This is a genomic window from Haloglomus litoreum, assembly GCF_029338515.1.
Taxonomy (GTDB): domain Archaea; phylum Halobacteriota; class Halobacteria; order Halobacteriales; family Haloarculaceae; genus Haloglomus; species Haloglomus litoreum.
Genome location: NZ_CP119988.1, coordinates 1,724,496 through 1,746,599 on the forward strand (window position 1 = coordinate 1,724,496; position 22,104 = coordinate 1,746,599).

A 22,104-nucleotide genomic window follows, 5' to 3' on the forward strand; every position below is an offset into this window, starting at 1 on the left:
TACGTCGAGGCTCCTCGCCTAATTCAGCCTGTTAGTCAGTAATTGGGGGTGTCCTTACACGCCGGTCGAGTACCGCAGGATGCCCGCGACGCCGCCGAAGGCGGTCATCAGCTGCTCGCCCTTCTCGAAGTCCGTGGAGATGAACTTCGTCTCGGTGCCGCGCTGCTCGGCGATCTCGATGAGGTGGTCGATGGCGTCCTCGCGCTCCTTGACCTCGGCCTCGGCGCCGTTCTCGCACTCGTGGTCGGGGGTCTCGGCGCGGCGGCCGACCGTCTCGAACTCCTCCTTCCCGTTGCAGTCGTAGACGACGACGTCCTGCCGGAGGTCCTCGGAGATGAGGAGACGGTCGACCGACCCCATCATCAGGTTCTGGCGGGTCTGTGAGAAGCCGTAGGTGGCCCGCTCGCCGTCGTGGAGCTCCTCGAAGAACTCCTCCATCTCCCGCTTGTCCTTCATCACCTCGTGGTCGGCCAGCACGTCGCTGGCGGCGTCAACGAGGTCCTTCAGCCCGGACTCGTCCGTGTAGGAGACGTCGAACTTCCCGAGGACGAGGTCCTGTAGCTCGTGGTGGAGGTAGTCGCCGTCGAGGAACTCGTCCTTCGTCGGCGAGGGGCCGCCGACGAGGATGCCGTCCATCTCGTGGCGTTTCGGGACGAACAGGTCGTCGGCCATCCCCGCGACCTCCTGGTAGAAGTTGTCGATGGCCTCGAGCCGGAGCCGGGCGAACCGCTGGGCGGACTGGCCACCCTTCCGCTGCTTGCCCGGGACGAGCGACGAGGCGGACTTGACGGCCTCGACGCGCTTGCCCCGGAGCCAGCCGACGTTGGCCTCGCGCCGGTCGAGGACGACGAGGCCGAACAGGCCCTGGTCCTCGAGCATGTGCTCCAGCGGCTCCGTGAGGAAGTCCGAGTCGCAGTGGTACCGGAACGACTCGATGGGCTGGGGCGGCGACTCCAGGGTCCGGGTGATCATCTCCGTGCGGCCGCCGCCGCTGTCGATGGCGCCCGAGAAGATGACCATCCCGTTGTCCGGGGGGTAGGTGTCGTAGTACTTCAGGCGGTCCTTGATGCTCGTGAGAGCGTCCTGCACCGCGGTCCGGGTCTGCTTGGACTTGATGTTCGAGGCCTCGGAGTGCTCCTGGGTGACGTGCTGGGCGACGTCGCTGATCTGGCGGTCCTCCGGGATGTAGATGCTCACCAGCTGCGTGCCCGACCCCTCGAACTCCTTCAGCTCCTCGATGACCTTCTTGAACTCGTACTTCTGTTTGTCCGACTGTTCGGCCTCCTGCTGACTCATTGCCGGCACTAGGCTGATGGGCCGTAAGTAACTGTTGACAGTCCGAGAGCGACCCCCACGAGCGGTACCGACTCACGACCCGCGATGACTGCAACAGCCCCCCGACCCGCGAGTGTTGACGACCCCACGACGGCGGTCGGGTCATCGTCGGCTGGGCCGGGCTCCGAGGGCCGGAACCCGGCAATGGTGGGACAGTTTATTAAGGCGATAGCGACGTACTGACCCCATGGACATCTACGCGGTCGCCGGCGCGGACGGGGCCGGCAAGACGGCGACGGCGCTGAACGTCGCCGTCGCGTTCCGTGCCGACGGCCAGTACGCCGCGGTGCTGGATGCCGACGTCAGCGAGAACGTGGCGGACCTCCTCGATACCGAGCCCGAGCACACCCTGGACGACGTCTTCGACGGCGACGCGACGATCCGCGAGGCGACCATCGAGTACGAACTGGCGCCCGAGAACGTCCCGGAGGACGACCTGCTTGCCTACCGGGAGGCGCTGGCCGACGACCGGCGGCAGTTCCGGTCGGGCGAGCAGGACCTCGCGGGGACCGACGAGACGGCGTTCCCGGACGTGGACACCATCCCGGTCATCGCGGGGTGGCCGTCGGAGCGCCGGCTCGCCGCCACCGACCCCGACGAACTCGAGTCGGTGCTCCAGGAGCTGGTGATGGCCTACGACGCCATCGTCATCGACACGGGCGGGGAATCGGTGGCGGCGACGGCCCCGGTGGGCGTCGCCGACGGCGTCGCGGTGGTGACCTCGCCGGATGAGTCCCACGTCCGGACCTCGAACGGGACCGCCATCGAGTGCCAGCGCAACGGCGCCCGACTCATCGGGACGGTCGTGAACCGCGCGGACGAGCGGACGACCGTCACCGCCATCACCGACGAGGTGGGCGTCGAGGGCGTCGGCACCATCCCGGCGGACGAGCGCACGCCGGCACTCGAACCGGTCCGGTACAGCGTTCCGGACGCGCCCGCTGCGAAGGCGTACGACCGGCTCGCGGAGAGTCTGGCCGAGTGGAGCCGGGCCGTCGAGGCCGAAGCCGACAGCGCTGCCGACGGCGGCGGCCCCGGGGCATCGTCGGCCCAGGCCGCCCCGGATGGCGAGTCCACCGACGCGGGTACCGGGGGGGAAGAGGGGGGAACCGAGTCGGGCGACGACGACGACGGTGGCGGTGGGCTGCTCGGTCGGTTCGGTCTCGACTGACGAGCCGACCGTTCCGGGGCGGCCGACCCGAAAGGAGTGTATTTTAAGTTCGGCTCGGATAACCACGGGATATGCCAGCCGAGACGTACGACGTCCTCGTGGTCGGCGGCGGGACAGCCGGCGCGTTCGCCGCAGCCACGGCGGCCCGGGAGGGGGTGGACGTCGCCATCCTCGAACGAAAGTCCGAGGAGGAGGCGGGCCACATCGCCTGCGGCGACGCCGTCAAGGGCACGTCGACCTTCCCTGACGTGATCGACCGTGAGCGGCTCAAGCGCGAGTCGTTCACCAACGAGGAGATCTCCAGAGCACTGTTCGAGAACCCCCAGGGCGGCGAGCTCTCCATCGAGATGCAGGGCGACGGCGGCGCCGTCATCGACCGCAAGCGCTACGGCGAGATCCTCCTCGACGAAGCAGCGAAGGCCGGCGCCGACATCCACTACGACACCGTCGTCCAGGACGTCGTCCAGAACGGGCAGGTCGAGGGGGTCAAGACCGCCTCGAAGGGGTCCGTGACGACCTACGAGGCCGATGTCACCATCGACGCCGCCGGGGCGCTGTCGATCCTCCAGGACAAGACCGACCTCTCCAGTCCGACCTTCGACACGAACGTCAGCTACTCGCAGTTCTGTTCCGCGTATCGCGAGGTCATCGAGGTCGAGGAACCGGTCGACTACCACGACGCGCTCGTGTTCAAGCCGACCGCCGAGCTGGGCTACCTCTGGTACTTCCCGCGGACGAGGACCGAGATCAACGTCGGCCTGGGCTTCCAGATGAACAAGGACCCGATGAAGCTCGTGAGCGTCCTCCGCGACGACGTGCGCTCGCGCCCCGAGTTCGAGAACGCCACGGTCAAGGACAAGCTCGGTGCGGCGCTCCCCACCCGGCGGCCGTACGACTCCGCGACGGCGCCGGGCTTCATCGCCGTCGGCGACGCCGCGGCCCACGTCAACCCCACGACGGGCGGTGGCATCCCCGGCGCCGCGAAGGCGGGCCACTGGGCCGCGCTCGAGGCCGTCGAGGCCATCTCCGAGGGCACCACGGACGACGAGGCCGCCTTCTGGGACTACAACCGCAAGGTCCAGACCGACTTCGGCAAGCGCTTCGCCGCGATGGACCTCTACAACATCTGGGGCGGCACCTACGACGTGGACGACCTCGTCTCGGTCATCTCCGCCCTGCCGGGCCAGCAGATCGCCGACGTGATGGCCCGTGACGGCACCGCCTCGATGGGACTCGGGCTGAAGCTGAAGACGCTCGTCAAGACCTTCGGCCACTGGGGGACGCTGCTGGAGCTCCGGAAGGTGAACAGCCTCGCGAGCGACCTCCGGGACATCTACGATGACTACCCCACCTCGCCCGACGGCTTCGAGGCCTGGCGCGACCGCCGGGACGCCGTCATGGACGAGCTGTACGAGGTCACCGGCGCCGACCCGAAGTACTAGCTCGTGCTTTTTTGACGGCTCGGGTACCACTTGACCGGCGTTCGCGAGAGCGAAGCTCTCGCGCAGCCCATCAGAACCGCTCCGCGGTTCTGAGGACGGCGAAGCCGCCGATCGACGGGTACCACTCGCCGTCGTGGAATCGCGCCGCGATTCCACGGGCAATCAGAACGCGAAGCGTTCTGATGACGCCAAAAAACGTTCAGAAAAAATGCCGCTGGCTCCTAGCGGTCGCCAGCGGTGAAACGCGCTCGCTTCGCTCGCGCGTACAGAGTCGTATTGCTGGTGTCACGGTCGCGGACCTGTTGCCGACGAATCGCCCTTGCCCCAGACGGATGAACCATGCTCACTCCGCTCGGAGGAGGCGGTGAAGCGACGTTCAGGGAGTTCATCTCCGGCAACAGGAGGACAGTCGGTGCCGTTCTCACCACTCCGGCGGGTATGCGTACCCCTCCAGCGGCGGCTCCGCGCCGACCCACTCCGCGCGCCCGGCCGACGATTCGAGGGTCACCGGCTCCTCGCCATCGACGGTGTAGGTGAGCGTCACGTCGGCCAGCGAGCAGTGGGCGTTGTACCGGAGCGACTCGTCGGGCGCCATGTAGGAGACGGTCTGCCACTTCACGTCCTCGGGGGCGCGCACCGTGACCCGCAACTCGACCCCCTCGCCGCTGCCGGAGAAGCGCCAGAAACCGGGCTCGTCGTGCTCGGTGGTGTTGGCCTTCGGCCCGACGACGTGCTTGAGCCGGTTCAGCGCGTGGACCTCTCCGTCGCGCCGCAGGCAGATCGAGAGCGTTCCCTCGATGTCCAGCGCCTCCAGCACGACCGAGCGGTCGTCGAAGTCGTTGCACTGTATCCAGGTCCACGACTCGGGCGGCGAGGAGCCGAGGGTATGTCCCTGGTGGCCGGGGGCGTCCGCGAACTCGATGGTCCGGTCCCCGACCGTCACCTCGCCGTCCATCCGGACGGCCTCGTTGGCACTCCAGTGCTTGCCCGTCCCGACCGTCTTCGCCAGCAGGTCGGTCAGGCGCTGGCTCCGGAGCGGCGTGAACGAGTACGGGTCCGGGTCGTACGAGAGGTCCCAGGCGACCCCGCCGCCATCGTCGCCCTCGTCACCGTCCGCGTCGAGGGGGATGGAACCGACCGCCGACGCGGACGTGAGTTCGGCGTCGTCGATGGTCAGGGAGAAGGAGGGGCTCCCCCGTGCCCGCACGTCCTCGAACGGGACCGAGCGCGTGACGAACACGGACCGGTCGGGGGCCTCGCGGTCGGTCAGCGCCGCCCACAGTCGGCCCTCCTGCCGGCCGCCCTCCGTCGACAGCAGCGTGTACCGGTACCAGAACGCGACCGAGCCGTCGGTCGGACTCACCAGCGAGTACCACACCTCCCGCCCCGGCTCCCCGACCGGCAGCGGCCAGTCGAGCACCGGCTCGTTGTCCTCGGGTGCCATGCGCTACCCCACCGAGCAGGGGCGAATAAGGGTGATGGAACCCGGGACCACCTGTACCGGATTCACGCCCCGGTTCCCCGTTCCACGGTCATCCCCATCGGACCGACCACCGGGACGACGGAACGGACCCCCCGCCGCGTCGGACTCCCCGGCCGTGTCCGGTCGCTCCTCGACGCACGCCTACGTCAGACACAGCCCGTCATGCTGCTTCGTGATGCATCCGGGTACTGGCAGACGACGGGTGAGGATCCGGACCTGGATGTATTTGTACAAAGGGGCACGCAGGAAAGATGTCGGGGATACATCCGTGGTATAGCCCTGAGCGGATTCGAACCGCTGTCAGAAGCTCCAAAGGCTTCTATGATTGGCCACTACACCACAGGGCTTCGCGTCAACGGTTCGGGGTTCTGCCGGAATAGGTCTTACTCAAACGACCCACTCTCGGGGACTGGTACCGTGCCGTGTTCGACGCGCTCGTGGCACGGGTGACCCATCGACTCCGGCTGCTTCCCGACGGGGATACCGGTCGAGCTGACGGGAGTGGATTGAGAGCGCCGCTCAGTCCGCCGCCTCGGATTCGACCTCGACGTCGATGTCGAGGTCGGAGACGAGGTGGCAGCAGACGTCGAGGTCGGCGTCGAAGCAGTCCGGGCACGAGGGGTCCCGGTCGATGATGGTGTCGAGGCGGTCGCCGACGGTCTCGTCGATGACTGACTCGAGCTGGCGGGCCTCGGCGCGGAACTCCTCGACCTCCAGCACCTCGACGAGGAACCGCTCGATGATGCAGTAGGTCTGGAGCGCGTCGCGGGCCCGCTTGATCCCCTCGTCCGTGAGGTCGACCCCCTTGTACTTCTCGTGGTCGGCGAGGCCGGCAGCCTCGAGCTTGCCGATCATCTCGTTGGCCGAGGCCGGGGAGACGTCGAGCGCGTCCGCGACCTTGCCGGTCGAGGCGGGGCCGTCCTCCTGCTCCTGGACCAGGTAGATGGCCTTGAGGTACTGGTTCTGGGTGTTCATTCGCGGGCCTCCATCAGTCGGGTGACCTCCTCGACGCCCTCGGCCTCGTCCTCGCGGATCGCAACGAGCGTCTCCAGCAGGCGGTCGCGGTCGACGCTGAAGCGCACGTCCGAGCCCTCGATGGCGGTGACGAGGTCGTCGTAGAACTTGTAGGCGGTCTCCTCGCTGGCGAGCTGATCGTAGAGGACGCCGTCGGTGTCCGTATCGGCCTCGTAGCGGGCCGCGACGAGTTCCTCGATCTCCTCGTAGGCGACCGGGTCGCCCTCCAGCTCGTCGACGAGCGATTCGAGTTCGGCCCGGTGGCCGGCCGACTCTTCGGCGGCCCCCTCCAGCAGTGCCTCCAGCTCGGCGTCCCGTTCTCCCTCGTCGAGGGACTCGTAGTGCTTGTGGGCGCGGGCCTCGACGACCTCCTCGAGCACCATCCCGATCTGGAGGAGCCGGGCGAGCTGGTGGTCGGAGGCGACCGGGTACGAGAGGCTCACGTCCTCTCACCCCGGCAGCGGACCGGTTCTGACATACCCGCCAGTCGGGAAGCCGCGGACTTAAGCGGTTCCCTCGTGGGGTCGGAACGTTCGGCCGACACGACGGAGCAGAGGCTCGGGGTGCGGAACTGGAAGAAGCCGGAGTCGGCACGGATAGGACCCGGACGGGAGACGTTTTCCACGGCCCGTACGGCCCTTCCGACTTCCGGGCGCTTTAGCCGGGCTCGCACCGGCCTGCCGTGAGGCTTTCGTCGGGCTCTCACCGACCCTTGCGCTCGTGTCGTCGGTTTCGCGAACGTCGTTCACACGACATCCGGTACTTGGCCTTCGCGTCCAGCCATCCGGATGGCCGGATGGTGGGCCGCTGTGGTTCTCCTTCGAGGCGTTCTCCTCATGGCCCTGTTACGGACCCTTTGGTGGTTGCCCCCAACTCGACCTCGCTATCGCTTCGATCGAGTCGTCCGGTGTGTCCCCGTGGACTCCGGCAGCAACCCGTCATTGGGTCCGGGTGGAGATAAATCCTTGGGTACCGGTAACACACACCAAGGGCGGGATGCCAGGGGTCGGTACGGTCACTCGCGCGGGACGGAGATGTTGCGGACGTTGCCGCCGCAGTCGGGGCAGGCGCCCTGATGGCCGTCGACGACGACGCGGCCGCTGCAGTCGTAGCACTCGTAGGTCGTCTCGCTGGCCGTGTACGGGTCGGTGAAGTGGCTCACGTCTCCAGTTGTGCGGTTTCGACAGTAAACCGTTACCCTAAGATGCTAACTGTACCGTAATATATCCTTAATCACGAGTTTTCTACGGCTTAGAAGTGGTAGAATGTTCAATCTTTCCGTGCACTGAGGACGAACGTCTCCCGCCGTTCCTGGGCGCGCTCGACGGTGAAGTCCGCGCCCTGGAACGCTTCGACGGCGTCGGCAGCGGCGAACCGTTCGCTCCGGGGCGGGCCGTTGTTCCCCTCGCCCTCGGCGGACCAGTCCGCGATGCCGACGAGTCCGTCGGGGCGGACCACCCTGGCGAGTTCGGCCAGCGCCGCGTCCGAGGCGAACTCGTGGTAGGTCATCGTCGAGAACGCGCCGTCGAGCGCGTCGTCCGCGAACGGCAGGTCGGCCACCTCGGCGGTCACGAACCGGACGTTGTCGGGAGTCCCCTTCTCCCGGTAGAGGTCGTGCATCTCGGCCTGCACATCGACGGCGTGGACCGTCTCGGCGTACGGCGCCACGTCGTCCGTGTAGAAGCCCGTCCCGCTGCCGAGGTCGGCGACCTCGCCGGCAGGCTCGAACAGCGCGAGCAGTTCGTCGACGGAGACGTACTCGTACCGGCCGGGGTCCTCCAGCGCCTCGGCCTTCTCCACGTCGTACGTGTGGAATCCCATACCTGCCGTTCGAGCGCCCCGGACATAACCGCCCCGGGCGGGTCGTCTCCCCACGCCCGGGGATGTGCGCCCCGGGGTATCACTCAAGAGGCCACGACCCGAACAGTCGTTCATGATCGTTCGGCGAGCAGCGACCGACGACGCCGCGGCCATCGAGCGGGTGGCCCGCGCGACGTGGCGGGCGGACTACCCGGAGGTGCTGAACCGGGAGAACGCGGCCGAGGCGGCCGGCGACTGGTACGACGAGCACTCACTGAAGGCGACCATCGAACGCGAGAACGCGCTGGTCCTCGTCGCCAGCCTGGGCGACGAGGTGGTGGGGTTCGCCCACGCCTACGTCGGCGCCGACCGTGGTGACCTGCTCAGGCTGTACGTCGCGCCGGGCTACCGCGACCGCGGTGTCGGAACGGCACTCGTGGACCGCATGGTCGACGATCTGTTCGACGAGGGTGTCGAGGCGGTCCAGGCGATGGTGCTGGCAGCCAACGACCAGGGCCGGGCCTTCTACGAGGCCCGCGGGTTCGAGCTGGTCTCCGAGGACGCGGAGACGCTCATCGACGGGGAACTGTACCCCGAATGCGCGTACCGGCTCGAGCGCGAGGACTGACCTCTGGTCCGGACGGCGGACCGCAGGGTTCGCCTCTACCGACCGCGTGCGGTCCCGGTGGTCCCGTCCGGTCGGTCGTAGAACCCCACGTAGCGGATGCTCGAGAGGACGGCCCCCTCCAGCGCCTCCTCGAACCGCTCCTGATTCGCGCCGCCCGGGAGGTCCAGCGGTCGCCGGAGGGCGTACAGCCGGAAGCGGTACTCCTCCGCGCCGAGCGTCGGCGGCGGGCAGACCGGGAGGTACCCCACCTCGCCGATACCGTTCAGCCCCTGCCGGGCGCCACCCAGCGCCGAGAGCGTCTCCGTGGCCGGGAGCCCGGCGGGGATCTCGCCGCGCTCGGGCGGGACGTTCCAGAGCAGCCAGTGGTCGAAGTTCTGCGCGAGGCTGTTCGGGTACCGACAGGTGAGCGCGACCGCCTCCGTCGGCTCGGGGAGATTAGCGAAGGTGAACGGCGGTGACCGCCCGACCCCGTCGCAGGTGTACGCCGTCGGGATGGTGCCGCCGTCGTCGAAGGCGGGCGACCGCACCGTCATCCCGTCCGGGGTCGGCGGACTTCCACCGATGGTGATACAGCCAGCGACGGCGGTCGTCACCGCCGAGCCCAGCGTCGCCAGCAGCGCGCGCCGCTCCATGGACGGGCTACGGGCGAGCCCGGGAAGCGCCTTGCGTTCCCCTCCGGGAACGTGCCGTGCGGCGCGGGATTGAAGCCCCCCAGCGTCCTCCGGAGAGGTATGGTCGAGATCGTGCCACCCACCGAGCGCTCCTGCGAGCGCTGCGACCGGGAGGACGTCTGGGACGACGAGCAGGGCAAGTGGGTCATCCGGACCGAGGACGGCGAGCGCCTCGTCGGGGACCGCCACTGCATCCACGAGTGGAACATCAACGGCCGCTACAGTCCCGTCCGGGACGACGGCGAGGCCTGATTTTTCACGGGGCGCATCGAACCACCCCGCATGCCGACCGCGTACATCACCGCGCCCGAGGACGCCGCAGCCGACCTCGCACGCACGCTCGTCGAGGAGCGCCTCGCCGCCTGCGTCAACCGCGTCGCCTGTGACTCCGTCTATCGCTGGGAGGGCGAGGTGGTCACCGACGAGGAGGTGATCCTGCTGGCGAAGACGACCGGGGAGCGGTACGACGCGCTGGTGGCCCGGGTCGAGGAGCTGCATCCGTACGACGTGCCGTGTGTCGAGCGGTTCGACGAGGCCGACGTGCTGCCGGCGTTCGGGGAGTGGCGCGCCGCGGCGGTCGGGGGCGAGGAGTAGCGTCGGAACTGGTCACCACCGGGGCGACGGCCTGGCCTCAGAGCCCCAGCGTCGGGATGAAGTCCTGCGCGAACACCCCGGCGATGTCCAGCACCGCGATGAGCAGCGTCGTCAGGACGATGGAGGCGGCCGGTGGGTCGAGGTGGGTGTCGGCGTGGGCGTACAGCACCCGCTGGCAGAGTTCCCCCGTGAGTCCCCCCACGAGCCCCATCGCGGCACCACCGACGACCACCTGCCAGAGCGGGACGGCCGCCTGTACCTCCGCCGGAGTCAGTCCCGCACCGGCGGCGCCGGGCACCAGCGCGACCACGAGCAGGCCCGCGGGAAGCGCCATGTGGTGGGTGACCGGGAACTGCTCGGCCCCGAGCACGAGGAAGAGGAGCGACGCCGCGGTGATGCCGAAGGCGAGGAACGGGCTCGCGGTCACCCAGGCGGTGTAGCCGCTGAACACGCCGACCACGGCGCCCAGGATGGCCACGTTCGGCCACCGGTACTGGTACGGGAGCCACGGCTCGACGAGGAGTCGCGGCGGCGCGGTGGCCGTCTCGACCGGATCGCCGTCGGTCGGCCGGCCGTCGTCCACCGTCCCGCCGTCGGCGACGGGCTCCCGATGCCGGCCACGCTCGTACGGCACCATGTTCAGCAGCCCCTCGCGCGCGTCCCCGATGAGCGGGTAGCCGAACGCGATGCGGTGGCAGAACGCCGTCACGACGACACTGAACGCCACGGGGTCGAACGGGAGGCCGAACGTCGTCTTCGAGAGGTAGAACACGAGATAGCCGAGCGCGCCGAAGGCCCCACCGACGAGCAGGACGTCCGGGGCCGACCCGAGCGAGTGGGTGATGTTCTTCGCCTCGTGGTAGTCGAACCCGGTGTCCATCTTCCCGCGCCGTGCGGCGTAGGCGGCCGCGGCCGCACCGCCCGCGAACGCCACGTGGGGGCCGAAGCCGGCGCCGAACGCGATGCTACCCGTGATCCCGTACGCGCCGAGCGCGCCATCGGTCCCGGCGGCCGCGGCAAGGTCGCTCCCGATGTTCACCACCTCGCCGACGATGACGACGAACCCGGTGAACGCGAACGAGGGGAGTGCCCCCAGCGAGGCGCCGAAGGCCCCCCCGGCGAACGCGACCGCGGTCAACAGCAGGACGGTCGTCAGCTCGACCATCCGGTCGGCACCTCCGTATGAGCAGCCGTACAGATGTTCATCACTCGGCGCTCCCGGGACCAGTCAGTTAGCGTTGTCCATCTGCGGCGAGGCGCCACCGCCGGCCAGCTGCACCGACCCGATCCGGTGCAAGGGGACCCGGCCCGGAGCCGAGGGCGGTCACGTCCTGCGGTTTCACTTCCACTCCGGGTGGCTGGCGTTCATACTCGTTCCACTCGAACGTTCATCCATGTCGATAGACACCGTTCGCGTGCGTCCCGACACCACCAGCACGCCCAGTCCCGACCGCCGCGTCTTCGACGTGAGCGAACGCCCGCCTGCCGAGATCGTGGAGTACGCCCGCGACACCGACACGGACTGCTACCTCGAACGCAAGGGTGGCCGGACCTACCTGGTCGCGGACTGACGGCGAATCGACGATCCGGTAATCGGATTCTTTGTGGATCGCTCGACGAGCCGCAGCCGTGACTATCGGGTATCCGCGCTACCGCCGTAATCGGATCAGAATCACGCGGGGCGGTCGAGACACCCGTAGCTCCCCGGTGGCGTCGAAAGAAGTGGCGTGTCAGTCGGTGACCGATTCAGCCGAACAGCTCGCCGAGGCCCTCGCCGCTGGCGTCGTCCTCGTCGTCGTCGTCGCCGCCCTCGTCGGCCTCGGCCTCCTCGGCCTCGTCGTCGTCGTCGCCGCCCTCGTCGGCCTCGGCTTCCTCGGCCTCGGCACCGCCCGCGGCACCACCAGCGGCGCCGCCGGCACCGCCGGCCGGGACCGCAGCGGCCCCCTGGACGGCCTCCTCGATGTCGACGTCCTCCAGCGCGGCCACGAGGGCCTTGACGCGGGACTCGTCGACGTCGGCGCCGGCAGCCTCCAGCACGCCGGTCAGGTTGTCTTCGTTGATCTCTTCGCCCGTCTCGTTCAGGATGAGTGCTGCGTAAACGTATTCCATTGTTGTCAGAACATCGCACCGAGTGCTTCGCCACCGTCGCCACCGTCGTCGTCATCGTCGGTGTCGTCGGCGTCGGCCTCGGCGTCTTCGGTCTGGTCGTCCGCCTGTTCCTCCTCGTCCTCGGTGGCGTCCGTCTCGGTGTCGGGGGACGCGTCACCGCCCGCCGGCTCGGGGGCAGTCCCCCGGAGCTCCTCGGGCAGCGCCTCGTCGTCGTCGATGACAGCCGCGAGCGCGCGGAGCTGCGAGTCGGCCCGCGCGACGAGGTCCTCGGCCACGTCGGGCGACTCGATGGCCGCCTCGATGGCCAGCGAGCGCGCCTCGTTGGCGCCCTTGCCCAGCATGCTGGGGACCGTCTGCGCGGTCGGGTACCCGGCGTTGATGGACAGGTTCTGCGCGCGAGCGGCCGCGGTCTCGATGTCGGCCCGGTACTCCTCGATGTCGATGTCGAGGTCCTCCGGGTCGAACATGACGCCGTCGGAGACGACGCCACGGAGGTCGAGGCCGACCTCCTTGGGCTCGATGCCGAGCTCGCTCAGAACGTTGGCCAGGTCCGAGCTGACCTCCTCGCCCGCCTCGAGGACGGTCGAGTCGGACATGACCTGGATGGAGCCGTCCTGGATGCGCGCGTCGGCGCCGACCTGCTGCAGCTCGCCCACGAACGGTCCGGGGTCGATGCCCGTGTCACCCTCGGGGATGACGATGTCGTTGGGCGCGACCTCGCCGGCGTTGATGGGCGCGGGCGTCTTCGACGCCTCGAGCTGCTGGTAGAGTCCGAACGGGTTGTCGTTGGTCCCGATGAGGCCCACCTGGCCGGAGACGAACTCCGTCAGGTCCTCGAGGCCATCGTCGACCTCCTCCAGCGCCCGGACGAGCAGGGTGTTACGGGAGACGCGGAGTTCCGCGGTCCCGTAGAGCTCCCGGCGCATGTCCTGGAGCTGTCGCGAGGGGATCCCCGCGATGTCCACGACGCCGACGCTCTCGTAGGACTCGATGGTCTCGACGAGGTCGTCGACCTCCTCGCGCTTCCACTCGGGGATGTGCTCGGTCTTGCGCTCGGCGGCCGCCTGGGCCTCGGCTTCCTCGGCGCTCATCAGATGGGCACCTCCTTGGCCGGACCCATGGTGGTCTTGACGAAGATGCGGTCGATGTTCTGCGGCCCCTTCTCGAGGTCCGCGGTCATCCGCCGGACGATCACGTCGATGTTGTCGGCGATCTCGTCGGCGGTCATGTCCTCGGCGCCGACGCGGGTGTGGAAGGTGCGTCGGTCGCGCGAACGGACCTGGACCGTGTTCTTCATGCGGTTGACGGTCTCGACCACGTCCTCGTCCGGACTGAGGGGGGTCGGCATCTTCCCGCGCGGGCCCAGGACGGTCCCGAGGTAGCGACCGATGTCCTGCATCAGCGCCTGCTCGGCGATGAAGAAGTCGGTCTCCTCGGCGAGGTCCTTCGCCCGGTCGGTGTCGTCGCCGAGGTCCTCGAGGTCGTCGCTGTCGAGTACCTCGTCGGCGACGTCCTCGGCGCGGAGGGCGGTCTCCCCCTCGGCGAAGACGACGATACGTGTCTCCTGCCCCGTCCCGGATGGAAGGACGATACTCTCGTCGATCCGGTTACTGGGGTCGTCTAGGTCGATGTCCCGCAGATTGATGGCGAGGTCCACCGTCTCGCGGAAGTTCCGCGGCGGGGCCTCCTCCATCGCTTGCGCGACTGCGTTCTCTATATCCTGATCTGCCATCGTTCACCTCCGTAGTGCGCCGTAGGGCTACTACGGTGTGAAACAGGGTCCGACGGACGCCTGTCTCGTCGGAACCACGACGATGGCACAGTTAAGTGCGTCGAAGCGAGAGAGCGTGCGTGAGGGACTGACGCGGCCTGGGGGCCCGAGACGGCCCCAGGACTCGACCTGACGCACGCCGGACGCACCGGGTTCAGACGGGCAGGAACCCGCCGCCGAACACGTACTCTGCGGCGGTGTCGGCGGCGAACAGGAAGAACAGCGCCGCCGAGCCGAGGTAGACGTACCGGCGCCGCTCGACGGTGATCAGGTGCGAGAGACGGTGCGAGACCAGCGCGGTCGCCAGACTCACCGGGATGATGACCAGCATCTCGCCCAGCCAGATGGCCGGATGCGCCCCGTACTGGACCGCCAGCCCGATGGTGACGAGCTGGGTCTTGTCGCCGAACTCCCCGAACGCGCTGATGGTGAACGCCGGAACGAACCCCCGGTACCCCTCTGGAACCCGTTCGGTGATGGCCTCGGTCTGTGGTCCGGGCAGGGCGGTCCCCTCCGCGCTGGCGTCTTGCCCACCGTACTCACCGCTTCCATCCGTCGTCACGCCGTCGCCGCTCTCGTCCAGCCCGAGTGCCGTGTACGCGAGCACGACACCGAACAGCAAGAACAGCCCGCCGGTGATGGCGTCGAGGTAGACGGCCGGGAGCGCCCGCTGGAGTGCCTCACCGAAGACGATCTCGAGCGCGGTCCACCCCGCGAACGCCACGCCCGCGCCCGCGACGACGATGTAGGGGTTGTACTTCGTCGACAGCCCGGCGATGATGAGCTGGACCTTCTCGCCGGGGAGGACGAGCAACTGGAGCGTCGCGGCAGCCACGAGAACCTCCAGCCAACCGGCCATCACTCACCACCCCACCGGGCAGCTCGACGGTATCCACGTGCGCATCGGGGAGACGTATCCAATCGGAGGTGGTGACGACTGAAAAGTAATTCGGGCTACGCGCAAAACTGTAGCGGTCGCTCGGAGCGTCGAGCGAACAGGGAATCGAGAACGGGTCCCTACGCTGCCGCTTCGCTCGCGAAGACCTCGTCGTACTCGCCTGCGTCGATCCTCTCCTTGAACTCGCGGGGGTTCTCGCCCTCGATGGTGACGCCCAGCGAGGTGCAGGTGCCGGCGACCTCCTTGGCGGCGCCCTTCGCGTCGTAGGCGAGCAGGTCCGGGAGCTTCTGCTCGGCGATCTTCTTCAGCTGCTCGACGGTCATGTCGGCGACGAAGTCCTCCTGCGGGACGCCGCTGCCCGTCTCGAAGCCGAGCTCGTCCTTGATGAGTGCGGCCGTCGGCGGGACACCCACGTCGATGGAGAACGACCCGTCGTCCTCGTACTCGACCGTGACGGGGACCTCTGTCCCGTCGAACGCTGCGGTCTGTTCGTTGATCTCGTTGACGACCGCCTGCACGTCCACCGGGGTCGGCCCGAGTTCGGGGCCGAGCGGCGGGCCAGGGTTGGCCTGCCCGCCGGGGACGAGCACTTCGATAGTTCCAGCCATACGTGTGTGCACCGACGCGGCGGGTTTAAGCGTTATTTCTTCGCCCCGCGCGTGTGCCGGCGACCCAGCCCACCGCGGCGCCGGCCACGACACGCGCGAGGACCGGCCTCACGGCTGACCATCGGGGTCGACCTCGCGGTGGGTCTCACGGCCGGATATTGACCAGCACGATGCCCACGATGCAGGTGGCCGCGACCAGGAGCCCGATCTGCTGGAGGCCGGTCCCGAAGGCGTACGCGAGGACGGTGTGCAGCAGGCCGACGAAGGCGACGGCACCGAGGAGGAGACTGGCGGCGAGCGCCCGCTTGTCCATACGGTGTGGAGTCGCCGCGCCGGCATAACGCCCGCGGAAGCGGCCGACGGCGGGGGGGAGCTGCCTCCACGACGACACCCGTCGCAGACCCCCCGCTGGGTCGTCGGTCCCCACGGGGGCGTACCGACCGGGCCACAGGAGGGGGTACCGACCGGGCCCCACGAGGGCATGGCATCCGGCCCCCGCGAGGGCGTGGCACCCGGCCCCCGAACGGGAACGCATTTGAGTCCGGATGGCCCAGACTCAGGCAATGGGCCTGGAAGACGAGATCGAGGCGATCGAGGAGGAGATCGCCGAGACGCCGTACAACAAGTCCACGGAGGCCCACATCGGGCGGCTGAAGTCGAAGCTGGCGAAGAAGAAGGAGAAGCTCGAACAGCAGTCCGGCTCCGGCGGCGGTGGCGGCTACGCCGTCGAGAAGACCGGCGACGCCACGGTCGCGCTGGTGGGGTTCCCGTCGGTCGGCAAGTCCACCCTGCTGAACGCGCTCACGAACGCCGACAGCGAGGTCGGCTCCTACGAGTTCACCACGCTCGACGTCAACCCGGGGATGCTGAAGTACCGCGGCGCGAACATCCAGCTGATGGACGTGCCGGGGCTCATCGAGGGCGCCGCCTCCGGGCGCGGCGGCGGCCGCGAGGTCCTCTCGGTCGTCCGCACCGCCGACCTCGTCCTGTTCGTTCTCTCGGTGTTCGAGATCGACCAGTACGAGCGCCTCAGCGAGGAGCTGTACGCCAACAAGGTCCGGCTCGATACGGAGCCCGCCTCGGTCTCCATCACCAAGACCGGCCGCGGCGGCATCAAGCTCACCACCTCCGACAAGGTGAGCCTCGACGACGAGACCATCAAGGGCGTCCTCCGGGAGTACGACTACATCAACGCCGACTGCACCATCCGCGAGGACCTCACCATCGACGAACTGGTCGACGCGCTGCAGGACAACCGCGTCTACCTCCCCTCCCGGGTCTGTGTCAACAAGACGGACCTCATCGAACCCGACTACAAGGACCAGGTAGACGCCGACCTCCGGGACCACGGCATCGACCCCGAGGACGCCGTCTTCATCAGCGCGGAGAAGGAGAAGGGCCTCGACGCGCTGAAGGAGGCCATCTGGGAGTCGCTCGGCCTCGTCCGCATCTACATGGACAAGCCCGGCCGCGGCGTCGACTACGAGGAGCCCCTCATCCTCACCGAGGACGCCAAGACGGTCGACGACGCGCTCGACCGGCTCGGCGGCTCCTTCGACGAGCGCTTCAAGTTCGCCCGCGTCAGTGGGGACTCCGCGAAGCACGACGACCAGCAGGTCGGCCGCGACCACGAACTCGCAGACGAGGACGTGCTGCGCATCGTCGCCAGGAAGTAGCCCCGGCGTGGACCAGGCAGGTTCCACCGAGCCGCGAGACATCCGGCGACCGGGGCGCTCTACAGGGGTCGACCAGTGAATACAAGATCACAACTCTCTAGAAACATACTTAGGAACCAAAACATTCGAATATATTCATAGTTTCGGCTATTACTCACTTGATCGCCACTTTCCCGGTCGATGAACTGAAGCCCCGCGGCCCGTCCATCCCTGCATGGACCAGCAGGTCGCGGTCGTCGGCGCCGGGGCGGTCGGGACCACCGCCGCGCACGACCTCGCGGCGCGTGGCTGCGACGTGACGCTGTACGAGGCCGAGACCGTCGGGTCGGGCGCCAGCGGCCGCGCGGCGGGCGTCTGCTACGACGCGTTCGCCGAGGACATCGACGCCGCCGTCGCCGACCGCGCCCTGGCGCGCTTCCGCGACCTCGACGCCGACCCCACCTTCGACTGGTCGTTCACGCCCTGCCCGTACGTCTGGCTCGCGCGCGAGGGCGACGACCGCCGGGCCGCGGCCATCCGTGAGCAGGTGCCCCGGATGCAGGCCCACGACCGCCGGGTCGACCTGCTCGACGGCGCCGACCTCGCGGCCGAGTTCCCGGCGCTCCGGGCCGACGTCGACGTCGCGGCCGTCGCGCGGGACGCGGGCCACGCCGACCCCGGAGCCTACACCGAGGCGATGGCGGAGCGGGCCGTCGCGGCCGGCGTCACGCTCCGCGAGGGGACGCCCGTCGAACTGCGAGCCGAGGTGGACCGCCCACACGTCGTCACGCCCGACGGGGCGGCCGCGCACGATACGGTCGTCGTGGCCGCAGGCGCGCACACGGGGCGACTGCTCGGGGACGCTGGGCTGCCGGTGCCCGTCAAGCCCTACCGCGTGCAGGCTGCGGTCACCGAACCAACGCCGCTCGCCGCCGCGGCGCCACAGCTCTACGACGCGACCGGGGGCTACTACTGCCGGCCCCGGGAGGGCGGACTCCTCGTCGGCGACGGGACCGAGCCGGTCGAGCGCGACCCCGACGACTGGGCCCGGGAGGCCGACGACTGGTTCGTCGCGGACTGTGGCGACCATCTCCGTGCCGCGTTCGGCGACGGACCCGCCGGGGAACCGCCAGCCGTCGAGCGCGCCTGGGCCGGGCTCTGCACGGCGACCCCGGACGGCGACCCGCTGCTGGGCGAGCGTGCGCCCGGTGTGGTCGTCGCGGCCGGCTGGCAGGGCCACGGCTTCATGCGGGCGCCGGCGCTGGGCGAGCGAATCGCTCGCGGCGTCTGCGATGGGGAGTGGCTGACGCCGTTCGACCCGTCGCGGTTCGAGGGCGACGAGTCGTTCGAGATCGTCGAGGGGATGCTCGTCGAGGAATCGTGAGCGGCGCGGCGGGCCCGCTCGTCGTCACTCGTCGATGTCCGGGTCGTCCGGGCTGGCGCCGTCCGCGTCGTCCTCGTCGTCGGCCTCGATCTCGACCGGGTCGTCAGCCCGCTTCGGCACGAGGATGCGGACCGTCCCGCTGTCGGTGAGCGTCGCCTCGGCGGCGTCCACATCGACGTCGGCGCCCTCCGGGAGCGCGACCTCGCCCGACAGCGAGAGGCCGCGCCCGGGGACGTGGGTCTCGAACCCCTCCTGGAACTCGCGGAAGCGGTCGACCCGGACCGCGACGACGTTGCCCTCGTAGCGGACCTGCACGTCCTCGCGCTCGGCGCCGGGCGCGTCGAAGACCACGAGGTAGGCGTCGTCGGACTCCAGCAGGTCGGCCGCGAGCGGGCGGCGTTCCTGGACGCGGGCCGAGGCACGGCCGATGCCGTCCAGCACCGCCTCGCCGACGGATTCGCCGACCTCGCGGAGCGACGGGAGGTCGATGCCGGACCCCGAGTCGGATTCGACCTCCTCGAACTCCTCGTCGAACGCCTCCTCGAACGACTCGTCGAAGTCCCCGTCGAAGCCGTCGGCCTCGTCGTCGTCGCTCACGCGTTGATCGCCTCCACCTCGCCACCGCAGTACGGACAGCTGAACGCCTCGGCGCCCGTCCCGTCGGGCATGTTGTAGGTGTAGTGCAGCTCCGCCATGTCGAGGTCGCAGCCCTCGTCGGCACACGTGATCTCGAGCGTCTTGGGCATACCCGGCCGTAGGCCCGCGCGACGTATCAAACTCCCGGGCGGGGCAATCCACGGCGCACGAGCGGTCGGTGGTGTTCGAGCGACGTCCTCCCGGCTGGTCGGTACGGGCGGGCGGGTCACCGCCGGTTCCGGTACCAGCGACCGCGGACGCCCCGCCCCGTCGTCGCGGCCGACCCGTCACCCGTCGCCGTCGAGCGCGGGCCCGTCGTCGCCGGGCTGGCGCTCGGCCGTCGCGAGCGGGGATCGCCCCCCGAACCGCTCGACCGTCGTGTCCACGATGGACAGCAGACTCTCCAGGTTCGCCCCGGCCGCGTAGCCGTCCTCGGCGTCGCGGAGGACGTCGTGCGCGACCAGTCGCGGGAGGTGGTCGTTCTCGAGGTCGGCCTTGACCGCGCTGGCGCTGCGCCCACCGAGTCGGCCCGGGGGGCGACCGTGCTCGGCGGCAGCGGTCATGGTCGCGAGCTCGCCGCTCGAGATCGGCTCGTTCGCCTCCTCGACGGCCACCACGGCCGCGACACGCCGGCGCGCGCTCAGGAGGTGGAACGCGGTCACCGGACCGAGATCGGAGCTCGTCTCCGTCACATCGATGCTGACGACTACCCGGGCATAAGTCTAGCGCCGACGAACCCCTGTCGATGGCCGATGGGTCGGCTGGCTCACCGAGCGCCGTCCGTCCACTCAGCGCACGACCGTCACGGGGACGGTCGACCGGCGGACGACGTTCTCGGCGACGCTGCCCAGCAACACCCGTGACAGGCCGGAGCGGCCGTGCGAGCCCATCACCACGTGGTCGATGCCGTTCGCCTCGTCCTCGGTGAACTCGACGATGACGCGGGACGGATTGCCGACCTCCGTGACGGTCTCGAGCTGGACGTCCCGGCCGTGGGCGCGCTCCTCGGCCGCCGCGAACAGTTCGTCGGCCTCGGCCTCGGCCTCCTCGAGCCACTCCTCCGACGAGGTGGGGATACCGGCCTGGGCGCCGTAGCCGGCCCGTGCCGGATTGATCACGTGCAGCAGGGTCAGCGTCGCGCCCTCGAACTCCGACAGCGCGTGCTGGAGGGCCGCGTGGGACTGCTCCGATCCATCGATGGGCACGAGGACCTTCTTCCGGCTGTCGTCCCCCTCGCTCCCCGCGCCGTCCTGTGCCGCCTCGGCGCCGGTGTCGTCGCTCGTCTCGTCGCTCATGGCGGCCGATGCGACCCCCCGGGCCGTAAATCGTCCGGGCGCTGGTCAGGGGGCGTACTCGCGTCCGGCGACCGTGGAATCGGCCGACGGCGTGGGGGACCCGAACCTGTATGCGGTGCCCGCGAGTGGATCCGGATATGCGCCTGCACTGGCACCGGAGCGACCTGCGGGTCACGGACAACCGGGGACTGGCCGCCGCGGCCGGGGTCGAGGGTGCCGATCCCGCGCCGGGCGAGGGCGCCGTGCTGGGCCTGTTCGTCCTCGACGACGCCGTCCTCGACCACGCCTCGCCGCCCCGGGTCGCGTTCCTGCTCGACGCACTGGCGTCGCTCCACGACGCGTATCGCGACCGCGGCGGCGACCTCCTCGTCCGCCACGGGGACCCGACGGCGGTCCTCCCTGAGGTCGCCGCCGCGCACGACGCGACGGGCGTGGTCTGGAACCGTGGCTACTCCGGCCTGGCCCGCGAGCGCGACGCCGCCGTCCGCGACGCGCTCGACGACGCCGGCGTCCGGGTCGCCGCGTACCACGACGCGCTCCACCACGAACCCGGCTCGATTACCACCAACGCCGGCGAGCCGTACTCCGTCTACACCTACTTCTGGAAGAAGTGGCGCGACCGCGAGAAGGCCGACCCCTACCCCGCGCCGGAAGCGGACCAGCTCGCGACGCCCGACGACCCCGGGGACCTCCCGACGCTCGCCGACCTCGGCTTCGACGACCCCGCGGCCGAGGTGCCGCCGGCCGGCTACGAGGCGGCCCGCGAGCGCCTCGACGACTTCCTCGAGAGCGACGTCTACGAGTACGACGACCGGCGCGACTACCCGGCCGACCGCTGTACCTCCCGGCTCTCCGCACACCTCCACTACGGGACCATCGGCGTGCGCGAGGTCTCCGAGGCGGTCGCCGCGGCACGGGCCGACGCGCCCGACGAGGCCGCCCGCGAGTCGGTCGACGAGTTCCGGAGCCAGCTGGCCTGGCGGGAGTTCTACCACCACGTCCTCAACTTCAACCCCGAGGTGGTGACGGAGAACTACAAGCAGTACGAGCACGACATCGACTGGAACGAGCCCGGCGAGGAACTCGCCGCCTGGAAGCGCGGGGAGACGGGCTACCCCATCGTCGACGCGGGGATGCGCCAGCTACTGGCGGAGGCGTACATGCACAACCGCGTCCGGATGATCGTCGCCTCGTTCCTCACGAAGGACCTCCTGCTGGACTGGCGCCACGGCTACGCGCACTTCCGCGAGAAGCTGGTCGACCACGACACCGCCAACGACAACGGCGGCTGGCAGTGGGCCGCCTCGACCGGGACCGACGCCCAGCCGTACTTCCGCATCTTCAACCCGATGACGCAGGGCGAGCGCTACGACCCCGCCGCGGAGTACATCACACGCTACGTCCCCGAACTGGAGGGCGTCAACGCCGACGACATCCACTCCTGGCACGAACTCTCCCGCTCCGAGCGCGAGCAGCTGGCGCCCGAGTACCCCGCGCCCATCGTCGACCACTCCGAGCGGCGCGAGCAGGCGCTGGCGATGTTCAAGCGCGCCCGTGGCGAGGACCCCGACGAGGAGTGACTGGCAGGGTATCTTCTGAATCTGTCGAAT

General features: G+C 69.4%; 27 protein-coding genes and 1 tRNA gene. 9 read left to right on the plus strand and 19 right to left on the minus strand.

Annotated features, from left to right (window positions below; translation table 11 throughout):
• Window positions 1–54: 54 nt before the first annotated feature.
• Complete coding sequence (prf1, locus tag P2T62_RS08455) at window positions 55–1,296, minus strand: peptide chain release factor aRF-1 (protein WP_276260961.1); 1,242 nt, start codon at window positions 1,294–1,296, stop codon at window positions 55–57.
• Between the two features lie 226 nt (window positions 1,297–1,522).
• Between prf1 and P2T62_RS08460 the strand changes: the two genes are divergently transcribed.
• Together P2T62_RS08460 and P2T62_RS08465 are read left to right on the plus strand one after the other, a co-directional pair.
• Window positions 1,523–2,506, plus strand: coding sequence for a MinD/ParA family ATP-binding protein (locus P2T62_RS08460; RefSeq protein ID WP_276260962.1), 984 nt, complete (start codon window positions 1,523–1,525; stop codon window positions 2,504–2,506).
• Window positions 2,507–2,577: 71 nt separating this feature from the next.
• Window positions 2,578–3,948 carry a geranylgeranyl reductase family protein gene (locus P2T62_RS08465; protein ID WP_276260963.1) on the plus strand — a complete coding sequence of 457 codons (1,371 nt, stop codon included), beginning with the start codon at window positions 2,578–2,580 and terminating at the stop codon, window positions 3,946–3,948.
• Window positions 3,949–4,369: 421 nt separating this feature from the next.
• On the opposite strand, the gene P2T62_RS08470 is transcribed toward P2T62_RS08465, so the two are convergent.
• The 6 genes from P2T62_RS08470 to P2T62_RS08495 all read right to left on the minus strand — a co-directional run bounded on the left by P2T62_RS08470 (window position 4,370) and on the right by P2T62_RS08495 (window position 8,266).
• Complete coding sequence (locus P2T62_RS08470) at window positions 4,370–5,392, minus strand: hypothetical protein (RefSeq protein WP_276260964.1); 1,023 nt, start codon at window positions 5,390–5,392, stop codon at window positions 4,370–4,372.
• Window positions 5,393–5,705: 313 nt separating this feature from the next.
• Window positions 5,706–5,778 (minus strand) — tRNA-Gln (locus P2T62_RS08475).
• A 172-nt stretch (window positions 5,779–5,950) separates the two neighbouring features.
• On the minus strand, window positions 5,951–6,406 hold the full coding sequence (locus tag P2T62_RS08480) for a metal-dependent transcriptional regulator (protein WP_276260965.1): 456 nt from the start codon (window positions 6,404–6,406) through the stop codon (window positions 5,951–5,953).
• Window positions 6,403–6,888 (minus strand): ferritin-like domain-containing protein, encoded by a 486-nt coding sequence (locus P2T62_RS08485; RefSeq protein WP_276260966.1) that lies wholly within the window; start codon window positions 6,886–6,888, stop codon window positions 6,403–6,405. The genes P2T62_RS08480 and P2T62_RS08485 overlap by 4 nt, the downstream gene beginning before the upstream one ends.
• A 572-nt stretch (window positions 6,889–7,460) precedes the next feature.
• Window positions 7,461–7,607: a rubrerythrin-like domain-containing protein gene (locus P2T62_RS08490; protein WP_276260967.1), complete on the minus strand. Its 147-nt coding sequence runs from the start codon at window positions 7,605–7,607 to the stop codon at window positions 7,461–7,463.
• Between the two features lie 107 nt (window positions 7,608–7,714).
• The gene (locus tag P2T62_RS08495; protein WP_276260968.1) at window positions 7,715–8,266 is read right to left on the minus strand and encodes a class I SAM-dependent methyltransferase; all 552 of its coding nucleotides are present in this window, start codon (window positions 8,264–8,266) and stop codon (window positions 7,715–7,717) included.
• Between the two features lie 112 nt (window positions 8,267–8,378).
• On the opposite strand from P2T62_RS08495, the gene P2T62_RS08500 reads away from it, so the two are divergent.
• Entirely contained in the window at window positions 8,379–8,873 is a 495-nt protein-coding gene (locus tag P2T62_RS08500) for a GNAT family N-acetyltransferase (RefSeq protein WP_276260969.1), read from the plus strand.
• A 35-nt stretch (window positions 8,874–8,908) separates the two neighbouring features.
• Here the strand turns inward: P2T62_RS08500 and P2T62_RS08505 are convergent, their stop codons facing one another.
• Window positions 8,909–9,505, minus strand: coding sequence for a YbhB/YbcL family Raf kinase inhibitor-like protein (locus P2T62_RS08505; protein ID WP_276260970.1), 597 nt, complete (start codon window positions 9,503–9,505; stop codon window positions 8,909–8,911).
• Window positions 9,506–9,604: 99 nt separating this feature from the next.
• On the opposite strand from P2T62_RS08505, the gene P2T62_RS08510 reads away from it, so the two are divergent.
• A complete protein-coding gene (locus tag P2T62_RS08510) occupies window positions 9,605–9,796 on the plus strand; it encodes an HEWD family protein (RefSeq protein ID WP_276260971.1) in 192 nt (63 codons plus the stop codon).
• Window positions 9,797–9,826: 30 nt separating this feature from the next.
• The gene (cutA, locus tag P2T62_RS08515; protein WP_276260972.1) at window positions 9,827–10,138 is read left to right on the plus strand and encodes a divalent-cation tolerance protein CutA; all 312 of its coding nucleotides are present in this window, start codon (window positions 9,827–9,829) and stop codon (window positions 10,136–10,138) included.
• 37 nt (window positions 10,139–10,175) lie between these two features.
• On the opposite strand, the gene P2T62_RS08520 is transcribed toward cutA, so the two are convergent.
• The gene (locus P2T62_RS08520) at window positions 10,176–11,303 is read right to left on the minus strand and encodes a DUF7973 family transport facilitator (protein ID WP_276260973.1); all 1,128 of its coding nucleotides are present in this window, start codon (window positions 11,301–11,303) and stop codon (window positions 10,176–10,178) included.
• A gap of 229 nt (window positions 11,304–11,532) precedes the next feature.
• Between P2T62_RS08520 and P2T62_RS08525 the strand changes: the two genes are divergently transcribed.
• On the plus strand, window positions 11,533–11,709 hold the full coding sequence (locus P2T62_RS08525) for a hypothetical protein (RefSeq protein WP_276260974.1): 177 nt from the start codon (window positions 11,533–11,535) through the stop codon (window positions 11,707–11,709).
• 175 nt (window positions 11,710–11,884) lie between these two features.
• On the opposite strand, the gene rpl12p is transcribed toward P2T62_RS08525, so the two are convergent.
• From rpl12p to P2T62_RS08555, 6 genes are all read right to left on the minus strand, one after another.
• Window positions 11,885–12,247, minus strand: coding sequence for a 50S ribosomal protein P1 (gene rpl12p, locus P2T62_RS08530; protein ID WP_276260975.1), 363 nt, complete (start codon window positions 12,245–12,247; stop codon window positions 11,885–11,887).
• 5 nt (window positions 12,248–12,252) lie between these two features.
• Complete coding sequence (locus tag P2T62_RS08535; RefSeq protein WP_276260976.1) at window positions 12,253–13,338, minus strand: 50S ribosomal protein L10; 1,086 nt, start codon at window positions 13,336–13,338, stop codon at window positions 12,253–12,255.
• The gene (locus tag P2T62_RS08540; protein WP_276260977.1) at window positions 13,338–13,979 is read right to left on the minus strand and encodes a 50S ribosomal protein L1; all 642 of its coding nucleotides are present in this window, start codon (window positions 13,977–13,979) and stop codon (window positions 13,338–13,340) included. The genes P2T62_RS08535 and P2T62_RS08540 overlap by 1 nt, the downstream gene beginning before the upstream one ends.
• 193 nt (window positions 13,980–14,172) lie before the next feature.
• Complete coding sequence (locus P2T62_RS08545; RefSeq protein ID WP_276260978.1) at window positions 14,173–14,877, minus strand: TMEM165/GDT1 family protein; 705 nt, start codon at window positions 14,875–14,877, stop codon at window positions 14,173–14,175.
• A 158-nt stretch (window positions 14,878–15,035) separates the two neighbouring features.
• Window positions 15,036–15,524 carry a 50S ribosomal protein L11 gene (locus tag P2T62_RS08550; RefSeq protein ID WP_276260979.1) on the minus strand — a complete coding sequence of 163 codons (489 nt, stop codon included), beginning with the start codon at window positions 15,522–15,524 and terminating at the stop codon, window positions 15,036–15,038.
• A 145-nt stretch (window positions 15,525–15,669) separates the two neighbouring features.
• Complete coding sequence (locus tag P2T62_RS08555) at window positions 15,670–15,837, minus strand: hypothetical protein (protein ID WP_276260980.1); 168 nt, start codon at window positions 15,835–15,837, stop codon at window positions 15,670–15,672.
• A 250-nt stretch (window positions 15,838–16,087) separates the two neighbouring features.
• Between P2T62_RS08555 and P2T62_RS08560 the strand changes: the two genes are divergently transcribed.
• Both P2T62_RS08560 and P2T62_RS08565 read left to right on the plus strand, forming a co-directional pair.
• Window positions 16,088–17,200 (plus strand): OBG GTPase family GTP-binding protein, encoded by a 1,113-nt coding sequence (locus P2T62_RS08560; RefSeq protein ID WP_276260981.1) that lies wholly within the window; start codon window positions 16,088–16,090, stop codon window positions 17,198–17,200.
• 214 nt (window positions 17,201–17,414) lie between these two features.
• Window positions 17,415–18,563 (plus strand): NAD(P)/FAD-dependent oxidoreductase, encoded by a 1,149-nt coding sequence (locus tag P2T62_RS08565; RefSeq protein ID WP_276260982.1) that lies wholly within the window; start codon window positions 17,415–17,417, stop codon window positions 18,561–18,563.
• 24 nt (window positions 18,564–18,587) lie between these two features.
• Here P2T62_RS08565 and P2T62_RS08570 read toward each other — a convergent pair whose 3' ends face one another.
• From P2T62_RS08570 to P2T62_RS08585, 4 genes are all read right to left on the minus strand, one after another.
• The gene (locus P2T62_RS08570; protein WP_276260983.1) at window positions 18,588–19,160 is read right to left on the minus strand and encodes an Hsp20/alpha crystallin family protein; all 573 of its coding nucleotides are present in this window, start codon (window positions 19,158–19,160) and stop codon (window positions 18,588–18,590) included.
• Window positions 19,157–19,309, minus strand: coding sequence for a DUF7559 family protein (locus P2T62_RS08575; protein ID WP_276260984.1), 153 nt, complete (start codon window positions 19,307–19,309; stop codon window positions 19,157–19,159). Before P2T62_RS08575 ends, P2T62_RS08570 begins: the two co-directional genes overlap by 4 nt.
• Before the next feature lie 177 nt (window positions 19,310–19,486).
• A complete protein-coding gene (locus P2T62_RS08580; RefSeq protein WP_276260985.1) occupies window positions 19,487–19,891 on the minus strand; it encodes a DUF7344 domain-containing protein in 405 nt (134 codons plus the stop codon).
• Window positions 19,892–19,987: 96 nt separating this feature from the next.
• Window positions 19,988–20,494 (minus strand): universal stress protein, encoded by a 507-nt coding sequence (locus tag P2T62_RS08585; RefSeq protein WP_276260986.1) that lies wholly within the window; start codon window positions 20,492–20,494, stop codon window positions 19,988–19,990.
• 137 nt (window positions 20,495–20,631) lie between these two features.
• Between P2T62_RS08585 and P2T62_RS08590 the strand changes: the two genes are divergently transcribed.
• Window positions 20,632–22,074 carry a cryptochrome/photolyase family protein gene (locus P2T62_RS08590; protein ID WP_276260987.1) on the plus strand — a complete coding sequence of 481 codons (1,443 nt, stop codon included), beginning with the start codon at window positions 20,632–20,634 and terminating at the stop codon, window positions 22,072–22,074.
• Window positions 22,075–22,104 lie beyond the last annotated feature (30 nt).